23 protein-coding genes are annotated in these 25823 nt (G+C 52.1%); 19 read left to right on the top strand and 4 right to left on the bottom strand.

Features of this window, described 5'->3' with window-relative positions; genetic code table 11:
• The first annotated feature begins 17 nt into the window (after positions 1-17).
• The 3 genes from BLR64_RS04990 (at position 18) to metE (ending at position 4249) form a co-directional block, all read left to right on the top strand.
• Positions 18-641, top strand: a complete 624-nt coding sequence (locus BLR64_RS04990; protein ID WP_090712790.1) for a DedA family protein — start codon at positions 18-20, stop codon at positions 639-641.
• Positions 642-708: 67 nt separating this feature from the next.
• The gene (locus tag BLR64_RS04985) at positions 709-1569 is read left to right on the top strand and encodes an undecaprenyl-diphosphate phosphatase (RefSeq protein WP_090712788.1); all 861 of its coding nucleotides are present in this window, start codon (positions 709-711) and stop codon (positions 1567-1569) included.
• Between the two features lie 388 nt (positions 1570-1957).
• On the top strand, positions 1958-4249 hold the full coding sequence (gene metE, locus BLR64_RS04980) for a 5-methyltetrahydropteroyltriglutamate--homocysteine S-methyltransferase (RefSeq protein ID WP_090712786.1): 2292 nt from the start codon (positions 1958-1960) through the stop codon (positions 4247-4249).
• Between the two features lie 194 nt (positions 4250-4443).
• On the opposite strand, the gene BLR64_RS04975 is transcribed toward metE, so the two are convergent.
• Positions 4444-4596, bottom strand: coding sequence for a DUF1540 domain-containing protein (locus BLR64_RS04975; protein ID WP_090712784.1), 153 nt, complete (start codon positions 4594-4596; stop codon positions 4444-4446).
• Positions 4597-5016: 420 nt separating this feature from the next.
• Here BLR64_RS04975 and BLR64_RS04970 point away from each other — a divergent pair, with 420 nt between their 5' ends.
• Positions 5017-6162 (top strand): DUF4349 domain-containing protein, encoded by a 1146-nt coding sequence (locus BLR64_RS04970; protein ID WP_244157617.1) that lies wholly within the window; start codon positions 5017-5019, stop codon positions 6160-6162.
• Positions 6163-6187: 25 nt separating this feature from the next.
• On the top strand, positions 6188-6586 hold the full coding sequence (locus BLR64_RS04965) for a GNAT family N-acetyltransferase (RefSeq protein WP_090713157.1): 399 nt from the start codon (positions 6188-6190) through the stop codon (positions 6584-6586).
• Between the two features lie 107 nt (positions 6587-6693).
• Here BLR64_RS04965 and msrB read toward each other — a convergent pair whose 3' ends face one another.
• Together msrB and BLR64_RS04955 are read right to left on the bottom strand one after the other, a co-directional pair.
• Positions 6694-7680, bottom strand: a complete 987-nt coding sequence (gene msrB, locus BLR64_RS04960; protein ID WP_090712780.1) for a peptide-methionine (R)-S-oxide reductase MsrB — start codon at positions 7678-7680, stop codon at positions 6694-6696.
• A 106-nt stretch (positions 7681-7786) separates the two neighbouring features.
• Positions 7787-8404 (bottom strand): TVP38/TMEM64 family protein, encoded by a 618-nt coding sequence (locus tag BLR64_RS04955; RefSeq protein ID WP_090712778.1) that lies wholly within the window; start codon positions 8402-8404, stop codon positions 7787-7789.
• A 132-nt stretch (positions 8405-8536) separates the two neighbouring features.
• Between BLR64_RS04955 and BLR64_RS04950 the strand changes: the two genes are divergently transcribed.
• From BLR64_RS04950 to BLR64_RS04905, 10 genes are all read left to right on the top strand, one after another.
• Positions 8537-9475: a Gfo/Idh/MocA family protein gene (locus tag BLR64_RS04950; RefSeq protein ID WP_090712771.1), complete on the top strand. Its 939-nt coding sequence runs from the start codon at positions 8537-8539 to the stop codon at positions 9473-9475.
• 39 nt (positions 9476-9514) lie between these two features.
• Entirely contained in the window at positions 9515-9817 is a 303-nt protein-coding gene (locus BLR64_RS04945) for a hypothetical protein (RefSeq protein WP_415840988.1), read from the top strand.
• A gap of 123 nt (positions 9818-9940) precedes the next feature.
• Entirely contained in the window at positions 9941-10258 is a 318-nt protein-coding gene (locus BLR64_RS04940; RefSeq protein WP_038594991.1) for a winged helix-turn-helix transcriptional regulator, read from the top strand.
• A gap of 251 nt (positions 10259-10509) precedes the next feature.
• Entirely contained in the window at positions 10510-11232 is a 723-nt protein-coding gene (locus BLR64_RS04935; RefSeq protein ID WP_090712763.1) for a hypothetical protein, read from the top strand.
• Positions 11233-11377: 145 nt separating this feature from the next.
• Complete coding sequence (locus tag BLR64_RS04930) at positions 11378-12628, top strand: hypothetical protein (RefSeq protein WP_090712762.1); 1251 nt, start codon at positions 11378-11380, stop codon at positions 12626-12628.
• A gap of 118 nt (positions 12629-12746) precedes the next feature.
• Entirely contained in the window at positions 12747-13472 is a 726-nt protein-coding gene (ric, locus tag BLR64_RS04925; RefSeq protein ID WP_090712760.1) for an iron-sulfur cluster repair di-iron protein, read from the top strand.
• A gap of 255 nt (positions 13473-13727) precedes the next feature.
• Complete coding sequence (locus tag BLR64_RS04920) at positions 13728-14417, top strand: hypothetical protein (RefSeq protein ID WP_139171907.1); 690 nt, start codon at positions 13728-13730, stop codon at positions 14415-14417.
• A 259-nt stretch (positions 14418-14676) separates the two neighbouring features.
• Entirely contained in the window at positions 14677-17106 is a 2430-nt protein-coding gene (gene nirB / locus BLR64_RS04915; RefSeq protein ID WP_090712756.1) for a nitrite reductase large subunit NirB, read from the top strand.
• Positions 17107-17134: 28 nt separating this feature from the next.
• Positions 17135-17476, top strand: coding sequence for a nitrite reductase small subunit NirD (gene nirD / locus BLR64_RS04910; RefSeq protein ID WP_090712754.1), 342 nt, complete (start codon positions 17135-17137; stop codon positions 17474-17476).
• A 30-nt stretch (positions 17477-17506) separates the two neighbouring features.
• Positions 17507-18298 carry a formate/nitrite transporter family protein gene (locus BLR64_RS04905; RefSeq protein WP_090712751.1) on the top strand — a complete coding sequence of 264 codons (792 nt, stop codon included), beginning with the start codon at positions 17507-17509 and terminating at the stop codon, positions 18296-18298.
• A gap of 194 nt (positions 18299-18492) precedes the next feature.
• Here the strand turns inward: BLR64_RS04905 and BLR64_RS04900 are convergent, their stop codons facing one another.
• Complete coding sequence (locus tag BLR64_RS04900; RefSeq protein WP_260509899.1) at positions 18493-19212, bottom strand: Crp/Fnr family transcriptional regulator; 720 nt, start codon at positions 19210-19212, stop codon at positions 18493-18495.
• Positions 19213-19629: 417 nt separating this feature from the next.
• On the opposite strand from BLR64_RS04900, the gene BLR64_RS04895 reads away from it, so the two are divergent.
• From BLR64_RS04895 to BLR64_RS04880, 4 genes are all read left to right on the top strand, one after another.
• Positions 19630-21936, top strand: a complete 2307-nt coding sequence (locus BLR64_RS04895) for a glycoside hydrolase family 65 protein (RefSeq protein WP_090712749.1) — start codon at positions 19630-19632, stop codon at positions 21934-21936.
• Positions 21933-24251, top strand: a complete 2319-nt coding sequence (locus BLR64_RS04890) for a glycosyl hydrolase family 65 domain-containing protein (RefSeq protein WP_090712747.1) — start codon at positions 21933-21935, stop codon at positions 24249-24251. Before BLR64_RS04895 ends, BLR64_RS04890 begins: the two co-directional genes overlap by 4 nt.
• A gap of 48 nt (positions 24252-24299) precedes the next feature.
• A complete protein-coding gene (pgmB, locus tag BLR64_RS04885) occupies positions 24300-24944 on the top strand; it encodes a beta-phosphoglucomutase (RefSeq protein WP_244157616.1) in 645 nt (214 codons plus the stop codon).
• Positions 24945-25018: 74 nt separating this feature from the next.
• Positions 25019-25816, top strand: a complete 798-nt coding sequence (locus BLR64_RS04880) for an alpha/beta hydrolase (protein WP_090713153.1) — start codon at positions 25019-25021, stop codon at positions 25814-25816.
• Positions 25817-25823: the final 7 nt, after the last annotated feature.

Raw genomic sequence — 25823 nt, 5'->3', positions numbered from 1 at the left:
ATGCGGAGGACTTTACAATGAAAACCTGGATTACTGACTTTATGGAGCAGTTCGGTTATCTCGGCATTATGCTGATGCTGGCCTTCGAGAACATTTTTCCGCCGATCCCTTCGGAAATCATCCTGCCGTTCGGCGGATTTATGACGACAACCTCGGATATGACCATTCCCGGTGTGCTGATTGCCGCTACGGTCGGCTCCCTGCTCGGAGCGGTCGTGCTGTACTGGATCGGACGGCTGCTCGATGTAAGCAGGCTGGAGAAGATTGTCGAGCGCTGGGGCGGCTGGCTGCGGATCAGCGCCAAGGATATCCGCCGGGCGGATGCCTGGTTTGACAAATACGGCTACTGGACGGTTCTGTTCTGCCGGATGATTCCGCTGGTGCGCAGCCTGATCTCCATCCCTGCCGGGATGTCGGGAATGAAGTTCGGCCAGTTCATGCTGTTCACTACCATTGGTACGCTGGGCTGGAATACGCTGCTCATTCTGCTTGGTGCGGCTCTCGGTGAGTCATGGGAAGACATCGCCCATTATATGGATGCTTATTCGAACGTTGTCTACGTCGTGCTTGCAGCCGGGATTCTTGTCCTGGGCGTGCTGTTCTTCCGCAGAAGACAGGCGGCGGGCAAAGCCCGCAGCTAAGCTGGAGGCTGGATAACAGAAGTTTATTAACTCTGCGCAGGCAGAGACAATCATAAGGAGGAAAAACATGGAGCTGCTAACCATTATGAAAGCAATTATTCTCGGTATCGTTGAAGGCTTGACTGAATTTGCTCCGGTTTCCTCCACGGGCCATATGATCATTGTGGATGACATGTGGCTGAAATCCCAGGAGTTTCTGGGAAAATATACAGCCAACACGTTTAAGGTTGTAATCCAGCTGGGATCGATCCTCGCGGTGGTCATTATTTTCTACAAACGGTTTATTGATCTGCTGGGACTCAAGCGGTTCAGCCGTAAAGAAATGACTGCCGTGCCGGACGGTGTGCCGCAGGTGGAGACAGAAGGCCGCCTGAAGCTGGGCCAGGTCCTTGTCGGCCTGATTCCGGCAGGCGTTTTCGGCCTGCTGTTTGAGGATTACATTGATGAACATCTCTTTTCAACCTCAACGGTACTGATCGGTCTGGTCGTCGGAGCCATCTTTATGATCATTGCAGACCGCTTTGCGCCCAAAAAACCAAAAACAGAAACGGTCGACCAAATTACATACCGTCAGGCGCTGTCGGTCGGCCTGATTCAGTGTGCCTCGCTCTGGCCGGGCTTTTCCCGCTCCGGCTCGACCATTTCCGGAGGCGTGCTGCTCGGAATGAGCCACCGGGCTGCCGCGGACTTTACCTTTATTATGGCAGTGCCGATTATGGCCGGTGCCAGTCTGATCTCGCTCATCAAGAACTGGCAGTACTTTACACTCGACGCGCTGCCGTTCTTCATCGCCGGCTTCATCAGCGCCTTTTTGTTCGCACTGCTGTCGATGCGCTTCTTCCTGAAGCTGATCAACCGGATCAAGCTGCTGCCGTTCGCAATCTACCGGATTGTCCTGGCTGCCGTAGTCTATCTCGTCTGGTTTTAGGCGGTCCGATAGACGGCTTCCATAAACCTAATTTATAGCAGGCTGCCGCAAACGGCGGCTCCTCCCGGGAAGGGAAGGGGCCGCCGTTTTTATGCGGTTTTCCGGCAGTTTTCCGGTATCTCTCTGCTGAGAAGGATAAAAGTGGAAGATAAAAAAGAAGGAATGGAGCTTTTCCGGAAGGTTTATGCGGCGTCAGCTATAGAGAATGTGTATAACCGGGAAACGGCAAAGCTATTGCGGACTCATCCCTGCGGTTAGTATGATTGCAGCAGATCAGGTGCACGGCAGCGGCGAAGGCTAGGAGAGACGGGCAGCGCTTGCGTTATTAAAATCCGGCATCGTATAACAACGTGATAAATACAATTATGTGAACTAGGAGTGAGTCATTATGTCCAGCACTATAACAACAAGCAGCCTCGGTTATCCGAGAATCGGCAGAAACCGGGAGTGGAAGAAGCTGCTTGAAGATTTCTGGAGCGGTAAAATCAGTGAGGAGCAGCTCCGGGCCGGCATGTCGGGACTTCAGCTTCAGCATCTGAAAACACAGCAGCAGGCAGGGATTGAACTGATTCCGGTCGGCGACTTCACCTTCTATGATCATGTGCTTGATACGGCTGCTATGTTCGGTGTAGTTCCGCCGCGCTACGGGTATGACGGCGGAGAGATTTCCCTGGAGCTGTATTTTGCGATGGCCCGCGGCAGCGCCGGAGCTACAGCCTGCGAAATGACCAAATGGTTCAATACGAATTACCACTATATCGTGCCGGAGATCGGTGAACAGACTCCGGTGCTGACAGCCAATAAGCCCCTTGCTGCTTACCGGTTCGCCAAAGAGCAGGCTGGAATAGAAGGCAAGCCGGTTGTGCTCGGCCTTTACACGTTCCTGAAGCTGTCCAAGGGCTTCCCGGCTGCAGATCTTGCAGCGGTAGCTGAGCGCTTCCTGCCGGTCTACATCCAGCTGCTGCAGGAGCTGAAGCAGGAGGGCGTAGCCTGGGTGCAGATTGACGAGCCAGCGGTTGTCACCGGGCTGGGTGCAGAAGATATCACGCTTCTGGAGCGCATCTATGAGACCATTGCCTCCAGGGTGCCTGGGCTCAAGCTGCTGCTGCAGACATACTTTGAGGCTGCAGAGCCGCTGGAAGCGCTGCTGAACCTTCCGGTAGCCGGGCTTGGCCTGGATTTTGTCCATGATGGCGGAGCGAATCTGGAATCCATCCGCCAGCTGGCCTGGCCCGCGGACAAATGGCTCGGTGCCGGCATCATTGACGGGCGCAACATCTGGCGCAGCGATGCCGCTGCCAAGCTGGAGCTGATCCGGGAGCTGCGGGCCTTCGTGCCGGACGGGCAGCTCATTCTGCAGCCTTCCTGCAGCCTGCTGCACGTGCCGGTATCGGTGCAGGGCGAGGACCGGCTGAAGAGCACGGTCAGGAACGCCATCGCCTTTGCGGACGAGAAGCTGGCGGAGCTGAGCCTGATTGCTGCAGCGGCAGCGGACGGTCAGGACCGCTATGCCGCCGAGCTGGCAGAGAACCGCGAAGCCTTGTCCCTGTTCCGCGCCCTGCCGGAGCGCGGCCGCGGAGATGTGGCAGAGCAGGTGCGCAGGCTGCAGCAGCTTCCGGACAGCCGCAGCCTGCCGTTCGCCGAGCGGCAGAAGGTCCAGCGCGACAAATGGCAGCTGCCGCTGCTGCCGACAACGACGATCGGCAGCTTTCCGCAGACAGCCGAGGTCCGGCAGGCCCGCCTCAAATGGCGCAAGGGCGTGTGGAGCCAGGAGCGCTATGACGCATTCGTGCGCAAGCAGATCGAGGATGCCATTGCTTTCCAGGAGGAGCTTGGCCTGGATGTGCTGGTACACGGGGAGTTTGAACGGACGGATATGGTGGAATTTTTCGGCGAGAAGCTGGCCGGCTATCTGTTCACCAAAGGCGGCTGGGTGCAGTCCTACGGCTCCCGTTGTGTGAAGCCGCCGGTTATCTATGCTGACGTTGCGTTTGTAGAGCCGATGACCGTCATGGAAAGTGTCTATGCCCAGTCGCTCACCAGGCTGCCGGTCAAAGGAATGCTGACCGGACCGGTGACGATCCTGAACTGGTCATTCGTCCGGGATGATCTTAGCCGTGAAGCAGTGGCGAATCAGATCGCGCTCGCGCTGCGGCAGGAGGTAGAAGCGCTGGAGGCTGCCGGAATCGAGATGATTCAGGTGGATGAGCCGGCTATCCGTGAAGGCCTGCCGCTGAAGGCGGAGGATCATGAGCACTATTTGAACTGGGCAGTGCGGGCTTTCAGGATTGCTACGAATCCGGTCAAGGATACAACGCAAATCCATACCCATATGTGCTACAGCGAATTTAACGATATGATTGATTCGATCTCGGCAATGGATGCAGATGTCATCTCTATAGAAACCTCACGCAGCCACGGCGAGCTGATTGTCAGCTTTGAGGAGCAGGAATATGATAAGGGTATCGGGCTTGGCGTATACGATATCCACAGTCCGCGGGTACCGGATACGCGGGAGATGACCGCCAGTATCGAACGTGCCCTGCGTGTCCTTGACGCCGGACAGTTCTGGATCAATCCGGACTGCGGCCTGAAAACCAGAGGCTGGGAAGAAACCGCTGCAGCTCTGCGCAATATGGTAGAGGCGGCAGAGCAGGTGAGGAAGGCAGTCGGGGTCTAGAAGGAAGCGTTAGCGTCTGCGCATAATTAACGCCACCACAATAGCTGTGGTGGCGTAAGTTGAACACCCGGCCAATCTGCTTGATCATCGTTCACCCTCCGCACATAAAAAAATACTTGATAATAATTATCATTCTTGATAAAATGAGAAACAGAAAAGAAGGAACCGTGGAGGGTCCCTTCTGATAGTATTCCTTATTTGCTTTCGAATGTTTTGCAGTCTGTTTCTTCAGAATGCTTAGGCTCCTTGGAGCTGTGATAAGCAACGAAGATCGATTCAGCGTTACATTTGTTCTCTTCAGCCCAGTAGGTGCAGGAGTTTACGGCACACATAACGTCTTTTGCCATGAGGGTCACCTCCCCTTATAGTAGATTATCAATATTGTTAGTGCGAATAGCGCCCTGTTCAGCAAGGTGGAGCTTGTCCGAACAGACCTTACCCTTATTCTAATGAATACAGGGTATTTGGCGTATCTTGTCTTTTCAGAGTCGATAGGCATAATAATTGTAGCAAAAATAGTGGATTTGCGCAAACGGATCATCCGGCAGTCGGGTGGTCCTTTTTTACATACATATATATGACTGAATTGTTAATTATGGAATCCAGGTTTAGAAAAAGGATGCTATTTTACTATTTCTCCTGCAACCTTCCAGCATTTGGAACGTCAAATGGGTAGGCGGAACATCTGAAAAACAGACAGAAGATGAACGGCTGGTTGCATTGCACAAAAGAAGCGGGAAATCCACTACACTTTTGGAGGAATGAGTATGCGCAAATGGGGTCTGCATTACTTGACAGGTTTATTGGTTTTGGCGGTGATACTGGCGGGCTGCGGTTCAGGTGACAACAATTCGGCAAGTGATAATGCAGCGGCTAATATGGGGGCAGCCAGTGAAGCTTCCACGGAAGCGGCGCCTGCAGCAGAAGAGACGATGAAGTACGACAGCTCAGCAGATGTGGACCTGAATCAGACTGCCATGCGCGGTGGGGAAGCTGACTCAGGCAGCAATAATCCGGCCGGCAAGGGCGGGAATTCAGGACAGCAGGCATCCGGCAGCCCAACTGGGACATCCGGGTTCAGCGGCATTGACGTTGCAGCCGGGCTGAACAAGAAGCTGATTTATAAAGCGAATCTTACCATGGAAGTAGAGGATTACGGAAAGGCCCAGTCCGAAGTGCGCAACCTGGTTACGCTGGCAGGCGGATATATCATCGGTTTCACAGAGAATATGTCCGACTACGAAAAGGGCGGTAACTTTGTGATGAAGGTGCCGGCTGCGGGCTTCTCCCCGTTTCTTGACAAGCTCGAGGAGATTAAGAACAAGGGAATACAGCGGAGCATCGAGGGCCAGGATGTGTCGGAGGAATACGTGGATCTCGAATCACGCCTTAAGGCGAAGCAGCTGATGGAGACCCAGTACATTAATTTTATGTCAAAAGCAACCAAATCCTCGGATCTTGTAGCCTTTGCCAATGAGCTTGGGGCGATCCAGGAGGCTATTGAGCAGATCAAAGGCAGAATGCGTTATATCGACCAGAATGTATCCTTTTCAACAGTAGAGCTGCGGCTCTATCAGAGCGGTTCGGGTATCGTTGATATTCAGAAAAAAGAGCAGGAGCCGCTGATGACACGGGCCTCTGATGCGCTGTCGAAGAGTCTGAATGCCTTGTCGGTTATGTTCCAGGGGCTGTTTGTCTTCCTGGCGGCAGCATTGCCTGTACTGGTCGTATTGGCGGTCATTGCTGCTGTTGTGCTGTTTATCCGGAAAAAGCTCGGCCGGGGGCAGGAGACTAGGCTGGAGCGTATACGTGCCGGAAGGACGACGCAGCGCGATTTGCCGGGTCACAGCACCGGAAGCTTGTCTGAGGAAGCCGATCTGTTCAAAGATGAGGATGAGCATTCGAGTAAATAGGAAGGAGGAAGCAACAGTGGAATTGATGTTTCTTAATAGCCTTCCTGATAAACAGGAGTATTATGAGCTTTATCAATCTACCGGCTGGGACCCGGAAGGACGCTGGACCTCAACGCTGCTTCAGGATTCCTTAATAAACAGCTGGTACACATTAAGTGTAGTCAGGGACGGAAGGCTTGCCGCCTCTGGCAGAATTGTTTCCGACGGTGTAATCCAGTGTGTGATTTGCGATGTAATCGTAAAGCCGGATTATCAAGGTCTCGGGATCGGGACATTGGTAATGGAACACTTGATCAGCCATTGCAAAGCAAAGGGAATCCGCTGGATTCAGCTCTCTGCAGCAAGCGGAAAAGCAGCCTTTTATGAACGGTTTGGTTTTGTGCCGAGAGCTGCCGATGCACCGGGGATGAGCCTGTTTCTGTAAACGTCCCGGATGCTATGCCAAAATAAAGCCTCCAGCACGTCCAAAGACGGGCTGGAGGCTTATTGTATCTGTTCCGCAGGGATCAGGAGCTGAGCGGATATAGCTGCTTATGCATACTGGAAAAGCACCCGGTACTCGCCGTAGCCTTCCTTTTCCAGATCCTCCTTGGGTACGAAGCGCAGGGCAGCTGAGTTGATGCAGTAGCGCAGGCCATTCTCGCCGGGGCCGTCGGTGAAGACATGGCCGAGATGCGAATCGGCAACCTTGCTGCGGACCTCGGTGCGGATCATCAGATGGCTGAGGTCTGTTTTTTCCTTAACCGCATAATCGCGGACCGGACGTGTGAAGCTGGGCCAGCCGCAGCCGGAATCGTATTTGTCCCTGGAGCTGAACAGCGGCTCCCCGGAGACGATATCCACATACAGTCCGTCGCCGTGATGATCCCAGAACTCATTGCGGAACGGCGATTCGGTCGCATTATTCTGTGTAACCTCATACTGCAGCGGAGTCAGGCGCTCCTTGAGGCTCTGCTTATCCTCTTTATGCTTCCAATGGTCTTCAATGAAGGCTTCCCGGCCGGAGCCCTTGCGGTACCGCTTGTAATGGGCGGGATTTTTGCGGTGGTAATCCTGATGGTATTCCTCTGCCGGATAAAAAGGCTTGGCAGGAAGAATAGGGGTTACAATCGGTGCCGAGAAGCGTCCGCTCGCAGCCAGCGCCGCTTTGGAGGCTTCAGCTTCCAGGCGCTGCTCTTCGGAATGATAGAAGATGGCTGTGCCGTAAGAGGTCCCTCGGTCATGGAACTGGCCGCCGGCATCTGTCGGATCAATCTGCTGCCAGAACAGCTCAAGCAGCTTGCTGTATGGAAAAATGTCAGGGTTAAATGTAATTTGTACTGCTTCTACATGCCCGGTTGTTTCCGAGCAGACCTCCTGATAAGTCGGATTAACGGTATGGCCGCCTGTATACCCGGAGATAATTCCGGCTATGCCCGGCAAGTCTTCAAAAGGGGATACCATACACCAGAAGCAGCCGCCTGCAAAGGTGGCCTTTTCTGTCTTCGAGCCTATATGTTCAGATTGAATTTCACTCATGAATATCCCTCCATATTATGCAATGTCATTAAATTGATCAAAATTTAATTAATTATAGTATAAAACAAATATGCACTGTCTGCCAACGCCCCGGCCAGCCGGATCATTATTCTTTGGGCTTGTCCGCAGCCTGAATGCGCAAAGACCAGCCTGCCGCTGCCAGTACTGCCCCATACAACGCCAAGGCTGCAATCACAGTCCCGGGATGACCGGATAGGCTGCCTCCGAGAAACGCATATAAGGCAATACCCGGAAGCTTGCCGATTCCGGAAGCTGCCAGATAGCTCCAGAAGGGCAGACCTGCGGCCCCGGCATATATATTCACTGCAGTCTGCGGGATTACCGGAAGCAGCCTGGCCAACACAATGGAAGCAAACGGCCGGCGTTGTATGGCAGACGTGAATCTGTGAAGTGCCGGTACTGAGGACAGATAGGTGAAGGCGCGCTGCTGAAACAGGTATTTTACAAGACCGTACATGACCGCTGCGGCAATCGTCGTTGCGCTCCAGCAGATGACTGCCGCCCAGAAGCCTCCGTACACATAACCGAACAAGCCGATGACCAGTTTGTAGGGAAGGACAGGAAACAGGGCCAGAAGCACAGCTGCAATAAAAGACAGAACAGGACTATGATCCCCACGCAGCCAGTCCAGCAGATTATATCTGTAGATAAACGCGAGAATAATAACCGAAACATACAGGAGAACCGTCAATCCTTTTCGCATTTTTACTATGCCCCTTCACAAGCTGTTCCTCTCATCATACTGAAAAAAAACCGATTAATGAAGCAAAGATCATTGTCGCAGCGGCATGTCACGGTATAATACATCTATACGACATGTAAAGGAAGATGTACTATGAATACTCCCGTACGTAAAAGAGTCGCGATGATCGGGATCGGCGATATCGCCCGCAAAGTATATCTGCCGCTGCTGACCCGCCACGATCAGGCAGAGGTGGTCGGCGTGCTTAGCCATTCGCCGGCTACTGTGCAGGGGGCGGTCCGATCCTACCGGTTACCCAAGGGTACAACGGATCTGGATGAGCTGCTCTCCTGGAACCTGGATGCAGTCTTTGTACACAGTCCCACTACAACCCATTATGAGTATGTTACCAAATGTCTGGAGCAAGGATTACCGGTGTATGTAGATAAGCCGTTATCTTATGATCTGGAAGAATCGCAGCGGATGGCCAAGCTGGCTGAGGAGCGGGGAGTGCTGCTGGCTGTCGGCTTCAACCGCCGGTTTGCACCGATGTATACGGCAGCCAAGGCCTGGCTGGAGAAGGCAGGCGGAATCAGCCAGTGTCATGCGGTTAAGCACCGCACCAGCCAGCAGAACGGCAGCAGCCGTGAGACGGTCCATGATGATCTGATCCATATGCTCGATCTGCTGCTGTGGCTGTGCGGCAACGATTATGAGCTGCTGAGAAGCAGCCTGAACTCCGACAGTGATGGACGGCTGCTGCAGTCTTCCGGAATTCTTGGCTGGAACCGGGGCGTTACCGGAATATACAGCATGGTAAGGGATGCCGGAGCTGATATTGAGAAGCTGGAGCTGCACGGAAGCGGGAGATCAGTGGAGGTAACGGATATGGAGCGGGCGGTATTATATGAAAAGGGTTCTCTGCCGCGCAACCAAACCTTCGGCAGCTGGGATACCGTTCTGGAGCGCAGAGGATTCAGCGGAGCAGTCAAGCATTTTTTAAGTACATTGGATACACCGGAGCAGTGCAGCATCTCTGCTTCCGCCGTATTGCCTGGTCACAGGCTGGCGGCAGAGCTGACTGCCAGATAAACAGAGAGGAGCAGGAACGTGGACGATTACCGCAAAGCAATGGAGGAGCAAATCATCGAGAGCTACAAGCGGGATGAAGAAATGATGATTCTCGTGTTTGCCCAGTGGTGTGTAAACAATAAGCTGGACCCGCATGCCCTGTATTTGCAGGCCTATCCGCAGCAGGAAGGAAATGCCGCCCTGGGCCGGGCGCTTGCCCTGACTGTACCGGAAGAAGAAGCCGGAGACATATCCGATGATACGGTTCTCGGGGTGCTGTCGCTGTACGGCAATGATGAGCTGGCTTACGTAGTAACAGAGGCCATCGCCCGGCGCAAGCCACACTCAGGCACAGGGGATTGACACTGGGGATATAATAAGGTAGGCTATGAACTTTTTTTGGGAAAACGATGTTCATTATGCTATAAATATGTTAAAATTATATATACTAACTAATAGTTAGCTTCACAACGAGAGGTGAGAACAATGGAAGAGCATCAGCTGACGATGTGCCCAAGATTCGAAACGGCCTTCTCTTTCTTAGGCAAACGCTGGAATGGACTTATAATCCAGACATTGATGAGCGGCCCGAAACGCTTCAAGGATATTTCCGGCCTGATCCCGTCAATGAGCGATAAAATGCTGTCGGAACGAATGAAGGATCTGGAATGCGAAGGCATTCTGGTAAGACATGTGTATCCTGAAACTCCGGTACGCATCGAGTATGAATTAACAACAAAGGGCCGCGCGCTTGAGCCGGTCATGCAGCAGATCCAGTCCTGGGCCGAGAGCTGGGTCGAATAGTCCCGCTACTGCAGTCCTGTTGATAGCCCCTTTTTCCGCTAATGGAAAGAGGGGCTTTTTCAATTGTTAATCAGGTGTATATAAATTTTTAATAAATAAAACTTGCACAACTGACGCGAAAATGTAATATAATAGGAAAAACTGGCGTAGCCAGCCTGTCTAGCCGCTGATTATGATGTCGCAGGGAATCCGAGTGAAAGCGTAACCAAAGTGTGAAGTCCGTTCCGCACAACATTTAGGAGGCGAGGAAGATGAAAACCACCTTGTTTTCCCGGGAAATAACCTATGGAAAAGAGGATGTTGCCGAACTGGAGACTGCTTCGATCAAAGTCCAGCTTATTTATGACAAGGCGCTGCTCATGCTGCACGGCTATCTTCCCGGCTCCTTATGGGACTCGTGGATCGGCGTACCCTATGAAATTATTTCCTCTTTATATAAAGGGGATAATGACAGCGGAAGTGTGTTTCAGAAATGGATTCAGAGTCCGTCAGGCTGGAAATGCATCGGCTGTGAGCGGCACTGCCTGGAGCCTGCGGATGCTGCAAAGCGGGCCGCATCAGGAAGCCAGCGGCTGTTCACCTTTCATAACGGGATAAGACAGAGCATGGTTTTGCAGGCTGTAATCTGGTCGCTGTATGAGAATACGCTGCTGTTCCAGCACTATCTGGGCAGCGAGGCCTTTCTGGACGGAGATGATCTGGATACTATAGGGCAATATTTTGTGCCGACCTATGTCAGCCCGTTCCGGCTGATCGGGGATGGTAAGCCTTTTAAAGAATATAAGGAAGATCATATACAGGTCTACCAGGAATGGATATCCGCACCTGATCTGGTTCTCCAGTGGAACGGCGGGCTTACTGAAGGCAGATGGATGACCGGTGTATATGTGGATCATTCCAGGTTTGCCGGGCTGGGCCCCTATCTGAAAGACGCCCAGGGGAAGCGGACTTATATGCAGGCTACTGTCCGCTAATCATTGTTGCTAACACTATGTAAAGCACCTCTTGCCTAGAGGTGTTTTTTTATATTAATTAGGCGATTTTTATCGCAGCAAGGCTCTGGTTTATTGGTTAAAATGGATGGAATATACAATTTAATCCAATGTCCCGGAGGTCATTATGAGAAGATGGATCGTACTTATACTAAGCATTCTTGTGGTCACGGCTGCAGAGGGGCCAGTTACAGTCCATGCTGCAAGCCAACAGAAAATTGTAAATATGGGGACCTGGAAGCATCCGGTAAAAGAAGCTTTTAAAGCTGCTGGAGTAACCCTGAAACAGGTGGAATTATACCAGAATGGTACCTATCCTAAATTTTATGTGGAGCTTCCGTTCAAACTTCAGGATAGCAGTGAACGAGAGGTGATGGACCTGGTGTCAGCGGTGGCCCGCGCCAACGGTTACTGGAGCTATGAACTGATTGACAGCAGGCAGGCGGCAACAATTAAGGTGCTCTCGGATCCTAAAAAGAAAGTGATAGGAACAGTGACTGTAAACGGTAATGCGCATTTTTTTGACCAGCGCTTCGACAAATATCTGTCCGGGATTACCTCTCTTGCTGAATTAAATGTGCAGGCATCGGGAGACATAGATAACGACTCAAAAACAGAATATGTAGTGTACACCCATTTAGAGCCAGAGGATACGGCAGAGAAAGTAGAGCTTCATGTAATCCGTCAGAACGGTAAGCGGTTTGAAAATCTGGGGAAGCTGGAGGACGCTGTAATCGTAGTACACGGGCTGGATCATGTGGAGATTCTAAAGCTGGATCAGAGCGGTAAAAAACATATTGCCGTTTACATGGAGGGGATTTTAGGCGGAGAAGGCTTTAACCTGTACCAATGGACGAATAACAGGCCTGTTCTTCTGGAAAGTAATTTTCCGAATGCTACCGGACAAGGGAAACGTTATCTGGAGGATATAGATGCAAACGGAATTATGGACAGTGTATCTGAATACAGCTACGAGGATTTACAGGGCCATCAGCTGTTTATCTATCATCCTTATGACGGATCAGCATCTGATCAATATAAAGTGTTATATCACAACGGGCACGGACAATTTACTTATCCGGATAGCGCTGAGTCGGTAATCAGAAACTACATTGAGGACAGCCTCTGGCCGGAGGCTAATTTTGCGGAAATGAAGCGGATGGCAGCTGATCCGGAAATCTTGAAATTTAAAGTAAGTAAGGTTATGGAGATTGGATTGCTGGAATACGGGGAACTGGATCTGACGTACACCACACTCTCTAACAAGAACGGGGTGAAAATAATAAAGGTAACCCAGAACAGCGGGGATTACTCACGGTCTCTGAAATTTACAATGGTATCAAGCAGCGGACAGTGGAAAATTAAGCGTATCGAGTAATGCGTTCACTAAAATTTTATATATTCAGTGCGTTTAATCACTAGGCCGCGTCCCTGCCGGCGTTATTGTGAAGAGGCAAGAAAGAACTTAGACCAATAACGATGAGGGAGGGCCTACTATGACGGCCAATCAAATAAACGAGACAACAGAACAGCTTAGCTTCAGCGGTGAAGATTTCGTAAGAGATATCGTACTGAAATTTCCGAAAGCGGCAGATTACTTTAAAGGACAGCGAATCGATTTCTGCTGCGGCGGTGCCAAGCCGCTGGCTGAAGCAGCCGAAGAAAAAGGGCTGAACGCAGACCAGCTGCTCGGCGATCTGCACAAGCTGGTAGAAGAGCATCCTGTACTGGAGGAAGATACCAGATGGAACCAGGCATCTTCCCGTGAGCTGGTTGAGCATATTGTGAACAAGCATCACAGATACCTGCGTGAAGAGCTTCCGCAGATCAGCCAGAACGTAACCAAGGTGTTCCGTGTGCACGGTGATGATTCCCCGCATCTGGCCGAAGTACACCGCCTGTTCAACCTGCTGCGTGAAGACCTGCTGAAGCATACCGCTCAGGAAGAGGAAATGGAATTCCCTAAAATGCTGGCTTACAGCGAAAATCCAAGCGAAGCCGGATTAGCTGAGCTGCACGAGCTGCTGCATAATCTGGAGCAGGAACATGAAGGGGCCGGCGAAATTCTGCGTGAGCTACGTGCAGTCACCAATGATTTCACTCCGCCGCCGCATGCCTGCACTACCTACCGTCTGACCTACGCCCGGCTGGAGGAGCTGGAAGGCATGACCTTCGAGCATGTACATCTGGAAAACAACAACCTGTTCCTGCGTTATCAATAAACGGAGCGGTGTGTGAAGTTAAAAGCCCCCTCGGGGGCTTTTTCTATGCTTAATCCGTCCTATGCACAGCCTGGGATTATTTCCCGATCATTCTCCAGACTCCAGCAGTAAATGTTCCGCAAAATGACAGCGGTATGATTGAGAAGCCTGTCTATTTACGTTATCCTTAAGTAGGAGTAATACATAACGACTACATGCCTGAGAAAATGCTGGAAGCTGTGTTCAGGCCGAGAAGGCGGTGCCGGAGAAGTGCAAGTGAAGTTGCTGTGGCGTTTGTGTCTGGGGCTTATACTAATCATGATTGCCGGAGGCTGTGATGCCCTGAACGGGAATCTGGAAGTGAATAATGCTGCTGCCAGTGCTGTTCAGCCTGTGTTTTCCATAAAAGTGGGGGATACGGACCTGACCGGCAGCTCCGGCCGGCAGATCAGTGATGCCTATAGGCCGGAGATCACCGTGAAGGAGCTGCTTGACGCCAGCGGCCTTGTCACCTTTGCCGGAGACGGCAAATCTCTTTTGATTGTAAACCATATATCGCTCAGTCCGGATATGGCCTGGGAGATTCAATTAAGCGGCAAGCCGGTGGCTGACACCGGCACGGTGGTCAAGAGGGATGATACTATCCTTATAACGGCCGCAGCTGCACAGGAAGCTCCGTTTCAGCCGGTCATTCTGACTGTCAACGGCGGGGTAGGCCAGCCCGAGCTGACGCAGTCCTATGTTATGCCTTATACAGAGAATCTGACGGTGAGGGGGCTGCTGAAGAGCAGCGGGCTGGTCCATCTGGCCGAGAACAACAGAACGCTGCTCGCTGTCAAGGAATACAAGCCGCTTTCGAATGAAGAATGGAAGCTGAAGCTGAATGATAAGACGCTGCTCGACAGCGGCATTGATATGAAGCTGCGAATCCAGGATGAGCTGGAGATTTCCCTGGTTCTGCGGTAATTGAACGTCATAGACAGAAGGATTTGTACAGCCCGTTTTTCTCTAAGCAGCCGTCAGTGGCTGAAGGGAGAATGGGCTGTTTTTTTTGCAAACCTCAAGCAATTAACAAACTAAATGTAAGCTAACATGACATGTAATATTGTGAAAACATTCACATTTATTGTGATTGTAATCACAAATGCCGTTCAAATTTAAAATGTATAATTCAGGTACGAGATAAAATTCTAAGAATTTTAAGAGTTTTGGGGAGGTTCTAACAGTGAGAGTGGCGAGAGAAAAGTTAGTATTAATAGGCAACGGTATGGCAGGCGTAGGCACGATTGAACAGATTTTGAAGCTGGGCGGCGCTTATGATATTACGATCTTCGGAAGTGAGCCTCATCCCAATTACAACCGGATTATGCTTTCTTATGTACTGGAAGGCAGCAAAAGCATCGAAGATATTATTCTGAATGACCGCCAGTGGTACGCAGACAACAACATTACGCTGCATACAGGAACTACGGTTGTAAAGATTGATGAGGAATCCCGCCAGGTCATCGCAGAGAACGGACTGGCTGTTCCTTACGATAAGGTTATTATTGCAACAGGCTCCAACTCCTTCATCCTGCCTGTGCCGGGCAGCACCAAAGCAGGCGTGGTCGGCTTCCGCGACATTGCTGACTGTGATGCGATGCTGGCGGCTGCCAAGCAGTACCGTACAGCGGCAGTAATCGGTGGCGGTCTGCTCGGACTTGAAGCAGCTAAAGGATTAGTTAACCTCGGGATGGATGTCACAGTAGTGCATCTTCTGGAGGATCTGATGGAACGTCAGCTGGACCATACGGCATCATCTATGCTGCAGGCAGAGCTAACCCGTCAAGGCGTGAAGTTCGCCATGGGCAAGCAGACGGTGGAGCTGACCGGAGATGAACGTGTTAATGGACTGAGATTCAGCGACGGTTCGGAGCTGCAGGCGGATTTTGTGGTCATGGCTGTAGGTATCAAACCCAATACCCAGCTGGCCAAAGACAGCGGTATTACCGTGAACCGCGGAATTGTTGTCAATGATTATCTGCAGACCTCCATGGAGAATGTCTACTCTGTCGGTGAATGTACAGAACACCGCGGAACCTGCTACGGTCTGGTCGCTCCTTTGTTTGAACAGGGAATGGTATTGGCTAAACACCTGTGCGGGGCAGCTACCCAGCCGTATGAAGGTTCGGTTGTATCGACCAAGCTGAAAATTTCCGGCGTGGATGTCTTTTCGGCAGGCGAGTTTACGGATACACCTGAGCATACTGTTATCTCCGCTAAAGATGAATGGAAAAGAACCTATAAGAAGATCCTGCTCAAAAATAATGTAATTGTCGGTGCTGTACTGTTCGGCGATGTTACCGAATCTGCAAACCTGCAGAAGCTTGTGAAACAGGGCACAGAGATGACCGATGAGATATACAGTGAAGTAATGGGAACCGGCTGCTGCGGCGGCGGAGGCAGTGCCAAGAAGGGCATGTCCGTGGAAGCAATGGCAGATGAAGAAATCGTCTGCGGCTGTAACGGGGTTACCAAAAAGGCGATTGTCGATGCGGTAACAGAGAACGGTTTTACCACTGTAGATGAAATCAAAGCCTGCACCGGAGCTACACGTTCCTGCGGGGGCTGTAAGCCGGTTGTTGAGCAAATTCTTCAGTTCGTGCTGGGTGACAGCTTCCAAGAAAGCGCCAAAACCGGTATCTGCGGCTGCACATCGCTCAGCCGTGATGAAATTGTTGCCGAGATTACAGCAAAAGGACTCAAGACCACCAAGGAAGTTATGAACGTGCTGGAATGGAAACAGCCTGAAGGCTGCTCCAAGTGCCGTCCGGCCGTCAACTATTACCTGGGCATGATCTATCCGGATACGCATGAGGACGAGAAGGAATCGCGCTTTGTCAATGAACGGATGAGCGCCAATATTCAGAAGGACGGTACCTTTACAGTTGTTCCGCGTATGTACGGCGGTGTGACTACCCCTGAAGATCTGAAACGGATTGCCGATGTATCCCTGAAATATGATGTGAAAGTAGTCAAGGTTACCGGCGGACAGCGTCTGGACCTGATCGGCGTCAAAAAAGAAGATGTGCCAAAAGTGTGGGAAGAGCTGGATATGCCTTCAGGTTATGCCTACGCCAAATCGCTGCGTACCGTCAAAACCTGTGTCGGCAATCAATTCTGCCGTTTTGGTACACAGGACTCCATGGGTGTAGGCGCTATGCTTGAACGTAAATACGAACGCCTTGATTTCCCTGCCAAATTCAAAATGGCGGTTAACGGCTGCCCGCGCAACTGTGCGGAATCCTGCACCAAGGATATCGGCATCGTCGGCAATGACGGCGGCTGGGAAGTATTCATCGGCGGTAACGGCGGGATCAAGCCGCGGATCGCAGATTCCTTCTGCAAAGTGAAGACCGATGAAGAGCTGGTTGAAGTGTGCTCAGCCGTCATGCAGTTCTACCGTGAAACCGGCAATTATCTGGAAAGAACCTCGGAATGGGTAGAACGCATGGGTCTTGAGAAGATTCAGAGCGTAATCCTGAACAATGAGGAGAACCGCAAGGAGCTGGCGGCACGGATTGATTTTGCCCTGGCCCAGGTATCCGATCCATGGAAAAAAATGCTGAAGGAAGAAGACACACGCAGCGCCCTGTTCGAAAAAGTCCAGCACTAAAATATTAAGCCCAGGAGGAGAGAGAACGATGGGAAACACAAACCATGAGTATACGATAGGGACGGTTCAGCATTTCCTGCCGCAGATCGGCCGTGTAATCGGCTGCGGTCCGGTGGAGCTGGCTGTGTTCAAAACCTCGGATGGCCAGATTTTCGCGGTGGAGAACAAGAATCCTCATCCGAAGGGCGGTCCGCTGGCGGAAGGAATCGTGTCCGGGCATTACCTGTACGATCCGCTGTATGACTGGAAAATTGATCTGCGCAGCGGAGAGGTTCAGGCTCCCGACAACGGAAGAGTCGCCTCATTCCCGGTTACTGTAGACGGGGACAGTGTTAAAGTTACCCTGCAGGGTACATTGATTCAAAGCTAACATTAAGATAAGAAATGGCGGGGTGGAGAGATGTTTACGCAAAGCGTCGAGAACATCGTAGAGGCAGCAGTCAGCAAACGGGATAAAATGAATGAGAATTTGCCGCGGTACTTTTTGGCGGCGCTGCTCGCAGGGGCATACGTTGGAATCGGAATTATTCTAATCTTCTCGCTGGGGGCACCGCTGGCGGCGATTAAATCGCCGTTCCAGCCGCTCGTGATGGGGGCCTCCTTCGGGATCGCGCTGACGCTGGTCATTTTTGCCGGCTCGGAGCTGTTCACCGGGAACAATATGTTTTTTACCGTCAGTACCCTTGCCGGAAGAACGTCCGTATGGGACACGGCCAAAAACTGGGTGATCGTCTTTATCGGCAACGTCGGCGGAGCCGTAATCCTGGCCCTGCTGATCCAAGGCACCGGATTATTCAAGGCAGCTCCCGCGGAGCATCTGATCTTTGCTGCCGCAGCCAAAAAAATGACGCTGCCGTTTTCGGAGCTGTTCTTCCGCGGGATTCTCTGTAACTGGCTTGTCTGTCTGGCCATCTGGATGTCCTCGCGTGCCAAAAGCGAAGCCGCCAAGCTAGTCCTGATCTGGTGGTGCCTGTTCGCCTTCATCGCCAGCGGCTACGAGCACAGCGTCGCTAACATGACTCTGCTCAGCGTAGCTGTTCTGCTGCCTAACCACCCTGAGACCGTTACGGTAGCCGGCTGGCTGCACAACATGATTCCGGTTACGCTCGGCAACATCATCGGCGGCGGCTTGTTCGTCGGCGCAGCGTACTGGCTGATCTCTCCTGTCCGCAGCAAGTTCAGCAAACGTTAAGGAAGTCCTGATAAACTGTCCTGAAGGCATAAGCCTTTGGGGCAGTTTTTTGTCTGCCTGAGGCTGAATCAGAGGCTGTTGAAGGCAGAAAAAAAGACGCCTGCACGGCGCCTTTGACCACTCTATTTTTATTAAATAATATTTGGGCCAGAACTGTTTCAATGAGGAGAATAGAGGGTATTATTACTAGGGAATTAAATCCGGCAAATTTCGTTCGGACACATTTCGCAGTGGCAGATCTCCTGCAGCATACCAAGATCCTTGATGACGATCATGCCATTCTCATATTCAACAGCATCTTTTTTACGCAGGTCGCTAAGCATCCGGTTGACGCTCTCACGGGTAGCGCCGATCATGTTGGAGAGATCCGTATGCGTAATTTTTTTGTTGATCAGAATGTTGTCGCCATTCTTCTCGCCGTAGGTGTTGCCAAGACGGATCAGGGTGGAGCACAGTGCGCCCGGTTTGCCGTACATCATCAAATCACGGAATTTCGTCTGCGTGAGACGGTGGTGAATGCCCATCCACTTCATAAAGTCAATCGCAAAATCGCAGTGCTGGCAGATTAGAATCTCCAAATCCTTCTGCTCAATGACGCCAACTTCGCTTTCTTCGATAACTTCGGCGGTGAAGCTGTGCTTCGTGCTGAAGAACGGGTCGGCCTGCCCAACCATGTCACCTGCCTGATACATATAAAGAATGAGTTCCTTGCCTTCGTCTGTAGATTTGGTCAGCTTCACGCGTCCACGTTTGATATAAAACAATTTATCCGAGTAGTCGCCTTCCCAGAACAGATGTGATCCTTCAGGGACCATACGTTCCTTCATTGTAACGAGAAGTCTGTTGAAATTCTGTTCGGAGAAACAGTTTGTATTTCCGTGGGCTTCGATAACATTGTAATGTTCCTTTATCATAATAATCGACATCCCCTTTATTCCCTCAGTTTTTCAGTAAATTTTAAATTAATTATACATGGTAATTCCTCTTTATGGTTAAAAATTTTCGCGAAAAAGTGTCGAATTTTTAACATTGTGATAATTTTCACTTCGGATATGTGAGAATTGATACGTTTTTCACCGTGACAGGGGAAAAATCCATATATATTCGTCTATTATAACAGCCGGTTCCCAATTAGCACAATTGTTGGGAGGCGGTTATTTTGCGTTTTGTGGAAGAAAGGAGACATTTCTTATAGATTATATTGTGAAATGGGGATTTTATTCAACTCCGTAAAAATACACATAACTCCGTTACAGCCTGACATTGGCCCGCTTAGAGATGGAAGGTACGCTTATGGCGTGCATCAAAAAACGGAGAAGGAGAAATCAGACATGGCTAAAGTAGCGGATAAATATTTAAAGGTGGATCCGTGGGCAGTAATCGAAGAAGGCTTTGATCCGGAGCGGAACAGAGTATCGGAGTCGATTTTTTCGCTGGGCAATGAATACATGGGGGTGCGCGGCTATCCGGAGGAGGGGTACTCTGGCGATACGCTGCTGGGCAGCTATTTTAACGGATTATATGAAGAGCACGCCATCGGCAACCACTACAAAGGGATCATCCGCTCGCTGCGTTATATGGTGAATGCAGTGGACTGGCTATATACCCGGATTACTGTTGACGGCGAACAGCTGGATCTGGCTCACAGTAAGGTGATGGGCTTCAGCCGCAGGCTGGATTTCCGTACCGGTACTTACTGCCGTCAATTCGTATGGGTACTGGAGAGCGGAAAAGAGCTGAAGATCACGTTCACCCGGCTGGTCAGCATGACGATGTCACATCTTGGGCTGCAGCAGGTGGCTTTTGAGCCGCTTAATTTCACGGGTGAGGTGCAGGTGTGTACTGGGCTTGATTTCGGGGCAGTCCATGAGGAGCGGGGCCAAAGTATGTGGAGAAGCCTGCGCAGCGGCTCTGCGGGAGGAATTACGGCAATTATGGCTGAAACGCTGACTACCGGCAATAGACTGTTCTCCGGCTTTGTCCTGCATTCTCCGGCTGAACTGAACCCGTGTGCGGTAGAGCGTGACAGGTTCGCGGGCCAGTCCTTTAGGCTGCCTTTAATAGAAGGAGAAAGGATTCATTATACGAAGCTTGCCGTCAATTGTGCGGACACCGGGAATGCGCGCAGTCAAGAACAGCTCTGGGAAGAAGGCATGAAGCTTGCATCAGCGGCAGCAGGGCTAGAAGCAGAGAATGTGTTTGAGGCCCAGGCCGTTTACTGGAAAGAAATCTGGGAAACCAGTGACATTTGCATTGAAGGGGATCCGGAGAACCAGCAGGGCATCCGATTCTGTATCTTCCAGCTGTACCAGACGTACCACGGCGACCATCCGGGCTATAACATCGGGGCGAAGGGCCTGACAGGCGAAGCATACCGGGGGCTGGCCTTCTGGGATACGGAATCTTACTGTCTGCCGTTTTATCTGTTTAACAATCCTAAGGCAGCCCGCAGCCTGCTGGAATTTCGCTATAAGACGCTGCCTGAGGCGATGCAGAGGGCCAGGGATGTGGATTGTGAGGGAGCCTGCTATCCGATAGCGACCATTGACGGAACGGAAAGCTGTGACCTGTGGCAGCACTCCAATCTGCAGCTGCATGTCGGGACGGCTGTCTCCTACGGCATCTGGCATTATGTAAAAAATACGGGTGATAAGGAGTTTCTCTACAGTAAAGGCGCCGAGATGCTGATTCAGATCAGCCGGTTTTATGCCACCCGCGGACAGTGGGGAGCGCGCAGCGGGAAGTACGGGTATTTTGGCGTAATGGGTCCAGATGAATTTCAGCTGATGGTGAATAATAACTGCTATATCAATCTGATGGCCAAAAAGCTGTTCGAGTACACAGGAGACGCACTGGCTGAAATGCGGGAGTCTGTGCCGGAGCGGTTTGCCCAGCTGGCCGCCCTGACCGGGCTCCGGGATGATGAACTGGCAGACTGGGCAAGTAAAGCCGAGCATATGAAGATTCCGGCTGATCCGGCCAGCGGGGTCTATGAGGAGCATGACGGTTTCTTTGATATGCCTCATATGGATATCCACTCTATTCCGGTGACGGAATTTCCGCTGTATTCGAACTGGTCCTATGACCGGCTGTACCGCTATGACATGATCAAGCAGCCTGATGTGCTGATGTTCATGTTTCTGTATAACAGTGAATTCACCAGAGAAGCCAAGCTGGCCAATTATGATTATTATGAGCCGCGCTGTATTCACGAATCCTCGCTGTCACCGTCCATTCACTCGATTCTCGCCAGTGAGCTCGGCAAGCATGATGAGGCATACCGTTTCTTTGAATTCGCCACCCGGCTGGATCTGGATAATTATAACCGCAATACCCGTGAGGGACTGCATACCACCTCGATTGCTGCGGCCTGGATGAATATCGTTTACGGGTTCGGCGGTATGCGTTCAGACGCAGAGCGGCTCAGCTTCAGTCCAACGCTGCCTGAGCGCTGGACGTCCTACAGCTTCCATGTACAGTATGAAGGAGTACTGGTCCGTGTAGAGGTTGGGCAAAAGGGGATACAGCTACAGGCGGTTTCAGGCGGCGGCACAGAAATGATGGTGTACGGCCAGCGGGTGAGCGTTGGTCCGGACATTGTAAGCCTTCCGCTAGCTGAAGGGGTGGTGGCCGGATGAGCTGGATGGTAGAGGACCGTGAATTCAGCCGGGAGCATATCGTTACGAACGGCAATAAATATATGACCGGAAACGGCTATATGGGCTGCCGCGGAACGCTGGAGGAATTCGGGAAAGAGCAGCTTGCTGCAATTACGCTTGCCGGAGTATACGATCAGTCCGGAGGAAAATGGCGGGAGCCGGTAAATGCGCCGAACCCGCTGTTCACCAGACTCCGCTGCAACGGTGAAAGGCTGGGAGTACTTAATGCAGAGCCGCTGTCGCACAGGCAGGAGCTGAATATTTCTGCGGCGGTGCACAAGCGTGAGACGGTATACAGCATCAGCGGAGGCGAGCTGACTTTTACCGCTGAGCGCTTCGTCAGCATGGATCAGCTGCATGGGCTGGCGGCCAGGTTTAGCCTGGTTGCCACGTCAGACTGCCGGATTGAGCTGGAGACGGGCATTGACAGTGAGGTGTGGGATATTAATGGCCCGCATTTATACGGACTGCAGGAGCAGTCTATTGAAGGAGTACTTCTGTCTACAGCGGTAACAGGTGAGCTTAACCTGCGGGTGGCGGTGGCAGAAATGACTGTGCACGGATTTGAAACGCAGGAAACGGCGTGGGAGGGTGCACGCCGGTTCATTGCTTTTGACATCAAGGCCGGAGCGGTTTACGAGTGGTTTAAATATGCGGCTGTCTATACAGAGCTGGACTGCAGCGATCCGGCCGTATTGGCTGTGCAGAATGTCCGTACAGCGGAAGCAGCCGGATATGAACAGCTGCTTGCTGCCCACTGTAAGGCCTGGGCAAAACGCTGGAAGCAGAGTGACTGCCTCATTGAAGGGGACGACACCGCGCAGTTAGCGCTCAGATACAGCATCTATCAGCTGCTGATCATTGCTCCGACCGGATCGGAGAAGGTATCCATTCCGGCGAGAGGGCTGTCCGGTCAGGTGTACAAAGGCGCAGTGTTCTGGGACACGGAGATGTTCATGCTGCCCTTTTTCCTGCACACCGACCCTGGCACAGCCCGCAATCTGCTGATGTACCGGGTTCATACACTGGACGGTGCGCGGCGGAAGGCGGCTGAATATGGTTGCCATGGCGCCTTTTACGCCTGGGAGAGCCAGGATACGGGCGACGATGCCTGTACGCTTTTTAATGTTAACGATGTATTCACAGGCCGGCCGATGCGCACCTATTTCCGGGATAAGCAGGTACATATCAGCGCGGATGTTGTCCACGGCATCTGGCAGTATGTATCGTTCACCGGGGATGAAAGTCTGCTTTTGGACGGCGGGGCCGAGGTGATCTGGGAGTGTGCCCGATTCTTCTATTCCTATGCCTATTATAATCCGGTTAAGCGGCGCTATGAAATTCTGGATGTTACCGGTCCTGACGAGTACCATGAGCGTGTCAATAACAATGCATTTACAAATGCCCTGGTGCGCCGGACACTGGAGGTGGCGCTGGAGTGTGCGGAGCTGCTGCAGATCATGTATCCGGAGCAGTATCACCGGCTGGCCTTACAATTCGCGGAGGGACCTTTTTTGAAGGAATTCCAGGAAATGCTGGAGTCCTTCTTCGTTCCGCAGCCTGACCCGGACACCCTGCTCATCGAGCAGTTTGACCGATACTTTAAGCTGGAGGATATTCCGCTGGCAGAGCTGAAGGCTCGGGTGCTCCACCCTAATGAATACTTGGGCGGTGGCAACGGGCTTGCGACTACGACTACCATTCTGAAGCAGGCTGATGTTGTGCTGATGCTGAATGTGTTCAAAAGCTCATATTCCAGAGCGGTCAAGCAGGCCAACTGGGAGTACTATGAACCGCGGACCGAGCACGGTTCCAGCCTAAGCCCGTGTATCTATGCGCTGGTAGCGGCAGATATCGGTTCACCCGACTGGGGATACCCTTACTTTATGCGTACCGCTACTGTGGATTTGACCGGAGAATCCAAGCAGTATGTCGGGGATTTGTATATCGGCGGAACGCATCCGGCTGCGAACGGAGGAGCCTGGATGGCGGCGGTGCTCGGCTTTGCCGGCGTGCAGTTTGACGGGAAGACGCTGCAGGTGAAGCCAGCGCTGCCTGAGCAATGGACGGCAGTAGAGCTGCCGCTGAGCCTGCGGGGTGACAGCTTCCGGCTTAGAGTCAGCCGGGAGGAGATAACGGTTAGCGCTGCGGCAGGTAACAGGGACGCTCTTATGGTATGCTCGCCCGGCAGCGCAGACCAGCTATGCCGCCCCGGAGCGGAGCTGACACTGCGGGCGGCGGGGGCTGCCGCTGCGGGTGCCAATGGTATTGACAATGCTATTGCTGCTGAATAACAGCTGGCGGTAATCAAGTTAAAGTAACAACAGGGAGGTCATGAATGTATGCCGGATTACAGCATGCTGAAGCAAATGAAAGGTGCAATATTTGATCTGGATGGAGTCATTGTGGATACAGCCAAATATCATTATCTGGCCTGGAGGTCACTCGCGTCAGAGCTCGGTTTTGATTTTACAGAAGCGGATAATGAACGCCTTAAAGGTGTAAGCCGGATGAGATCGCTTGATATTCTGCTGGAGATAGGTCGTCTGGAATTCACTGATGCGGAGAAGCTTGCTATGGCTGACAAGAAGAACCGCCTTTATGTAGAGTACATCTCGCGGCTCGATGAAGCGGAACTGCTGCCGGGTGTCCGCTCTTACCTGAACAGGCTGCATGACAGCGGTATCGGCATCGCCTTGGGCTCAGCCAGCAAAAACGCGCTGTTCATTCTGGATAAACTGAACATTGCCGGCCTCTTTGATGCTGTAGTGGACGGCAATAAGGTGTCCAGAGCCAAGCCGGACCCGGAGGTGTTCCTTATAGCCTCACAGGAATTGGGCCTGCAGCCCGGCGAATGTGTAGTGTTCGAGGATGCCGAAGCAGGCGTCGCCGCCGGCAAAGCCGCAGGGATGCGGGTAATCGGCATCGGCAGGCCAGAGGTGCTGGGCGAGGCAGATATTGTCATTTCCGGATTGCATGAATTATAGGGGCTTGATAGACTAATAGTCGGGGAACTGTAACCCCAATATTCTATCATTGAAGGAAAGCCTGAGGGATGCAGATGGAAACGTTATTATTATGGCCGGAGGGGGCTCCGGGAGCGCTGGGAACAAGTGATGAGGACTGCCCTGCAATTACGCCGTATCTGGTGGAAGGCAGCAGCAACGCTGCGGTGCTGATCTGTCCCGGCGGCGCTTACTGGCTGCGTGCTGATCATGAAGGAGGCCCGGTGGCGGAGTGGCTGAATACACTGGGTATCTCTGCATTTGTGCTGCGCTACCGCGTGGCTCCTTATCAATATCCGAGTGCCCTGGAGGATGCCCAGAGGGCGCTGCGTACGATCCGCTTCCATGCCGGGGAGTACGGGGTCGACCCGGAGAGAGTCGGCATTCTGGGGTTCTCCGCCGGCGGACATCTGGCTTCTACCGCATCGGGGCTGTTTGACAGGGGAAACCTGGAAGCAGAGGAGGCGCTGGAACGCCAGTCCTGCCGTCCCGACTTCTCCATCCTGTGCTACCCGGTAATTTCCATGACGGATGGTGTGACACATGAAGGGTCCAGGACCAACCTGCTTGGCGATAACCCGTCAGAAGAGCTGATCCGCCGTCTTAGCGGAGAACTGCAAGTCACGCCTGATACACCACCTGCGTTCCTCTGGCATACTGCAGATGATGACGCCGTACCGGTGGAGAACAGCCTGCTGCTTGCTTCGGCGCTGCGCCGTCAGCAGATACCGTTCGATCTGCATGTATACGCTCACGGCGAACACGGCCTTGGATTAGCTGAAGAGGAGCCTCATACCCGAAGCTGGACCAACGCCTGTGCTTCCTGGCTGCAGATGAACGGTTACAGCAGATAGACAATTC

The organism is Paenibacillus typhae, assembly GCF_900099765.1.
Taxonomy (GTDB): domain Bacteria; phylum Bacillota; class Bacilli; order Paenibacillales; family Paenibacillaceae; genus Paenibacillus_AQ; species Paenibacillus_AQ typhae.
The sequence above is the reverse complement of the archived record's forward strand: the minus strand, read 5'-3'. Positions and strand labels throughout refer to the sequence as shown.

Excerpts from the sequence above, each read along its gene's own strand:
- msrB (WP_090712780.1), bottom strand. The coding sequence starts at position 7,680 with ATGAGTGAAATTCAATCTGAACATATAGGCTCGAAGACAGAAAAGGCC.
- BLR64_RS04930 (WP_090712762.1), top strand. The coding sequence starts at position 11,378 with ATGAGAAGATGGATCGTACTTATACTAAGCATTCTTGTGGTCACGGCT.
- BLR64_RS04965 (WP_090713157.1), top strand. The coding sequence starts at position 6,188 with ATGTTTCTTAATAGCCTTCCTGATAAACAGGAGTATTATGAGCTTTAT.
- pgmB (WP_244157616.1), top strand. The coding sequence starts at position 24,300 with ATGCCGGATTACAGCATGCTGAAGCAAATGAAAGGTGCAATATTTGAT.
- BLR64_RS04890 (WP_090712747.1), top strand. The coding sequence starts at position 21,933 with ATGAGCTGGATGGTAGAGGACCGTGAATTCAGCCGGGAGCATATCGTT.
- BLR64_RS04985 (WP_090712788.1), top strand. The coding sequence starts at position 709 with ATGGAGCTGCTAACCATTATGAAAGCAATTATTCTCGGTATCGTTGAA.
- BLR64_RS04940 (WP_038594991.1), top strand. The coding sequence starts at position 9,941 with ATGGAAGAGCATCAGCTGACGATGTGCCCAAGATTCGAAACGGCCTTC.
- BLR64_RS04880 (WP_090713153.1), top strand. The coding sequence starts at position 25,019 with ATGGAAACGTTATTATTATGGCCGGAGGGGGCTCCGGGAGCGCTGGGA.
- BLR64_RS04950 (WP_090712771.1), top strand. The coding sequence starts at position 8,537 with ATGAATACTCCCGTACGTAAAAGAGTCGCGATGATCGGGATCGGCGAT.
- ric (WP_090712760.1), top strand. The coding sequence starts at position 12,747 with ATGACGGCCAATCAAATAAACGAGACAACAGAACAGCTTAGCTTCAGC.
- BLR64_RS04935 (WP_090712763.1), top strand. The coding sequence starts at position 10,510 with ATGAAAACCACCTTGTTTTCCCGGGAAATAACCTATGGAAAAGAGGAT.
- metE (WP_090712786.1), top strand. The coding sequence starts at position 1,958 with ATGTCCAGCACTATAACAACAAGCAGCCTCGGTTATCCGAGAATCGGC.
- BLR64_RS04955 (WP_090712778.1), bottom strand. The coding sequence starts at position 8,404 with ATGCGAAAAGGATTGACGGTTCTCCTGTATGTTTCGGTTATTATTCTC.
- BLR64_RS04945 (WP_415840988.1), top strand. The coding sequence starts at position 9,515 with ATGGAGGAGCAAATCATCGAGAGCTACAAGCGGGATGAAGAAATGATG.
- BLR64_RS04975 (WP_090712784.1), bottom strand. The coding sequence starts at position 4,596 with ATGGCAAAAGACGTTATGTGTGCCGTAAACTCCTGCACCTACTGGGCT.
- nirD (WP_090712754.1), top strand. The coding sequence starts at position 17,135 with ATGGGAAACACAAACCATGAGTATACGATAGGGACGGTTCAGCATTTC.
- BLR64_RS04895 (WP_090712749.1), top strand. The coding sequence starts at position 19,630 with ATGGCTAAAGTAGCGGATAAATATTTAAAGGTGGATCCGTGGGCAGTA.
- BLR64_RS04900 (WP_260509899.1), bottom strand. The coding sequence starts at position 19,212 with ATGATAAAGGAACATTACAATGTTATCGAAGCCCACGGAAATACAAAC.
- BLR64_RS04990 (WP_090712790.1), top strand. The coding sequence starts at position 18 with ATGAAAACCTGGATTACTGACTTTATGGAGCAGTTCGGTTATCTCGGC.
- BLR64_RS04970 (WP_244157617.1), top strand. The coding sequence starts at position 5,017 with ATGCGCAAATGGGGTCTGCATTACTTGACAGGTTTATTGGTTTTGGCG.
- BLR64_RS04905 (WP_090712751.1), top strand. The coding sequence starts at position 17,507 with ATGTTTACGCAAAGCGTCGAGAACATCGTAGAGGCAGCAGTCAGCAAA.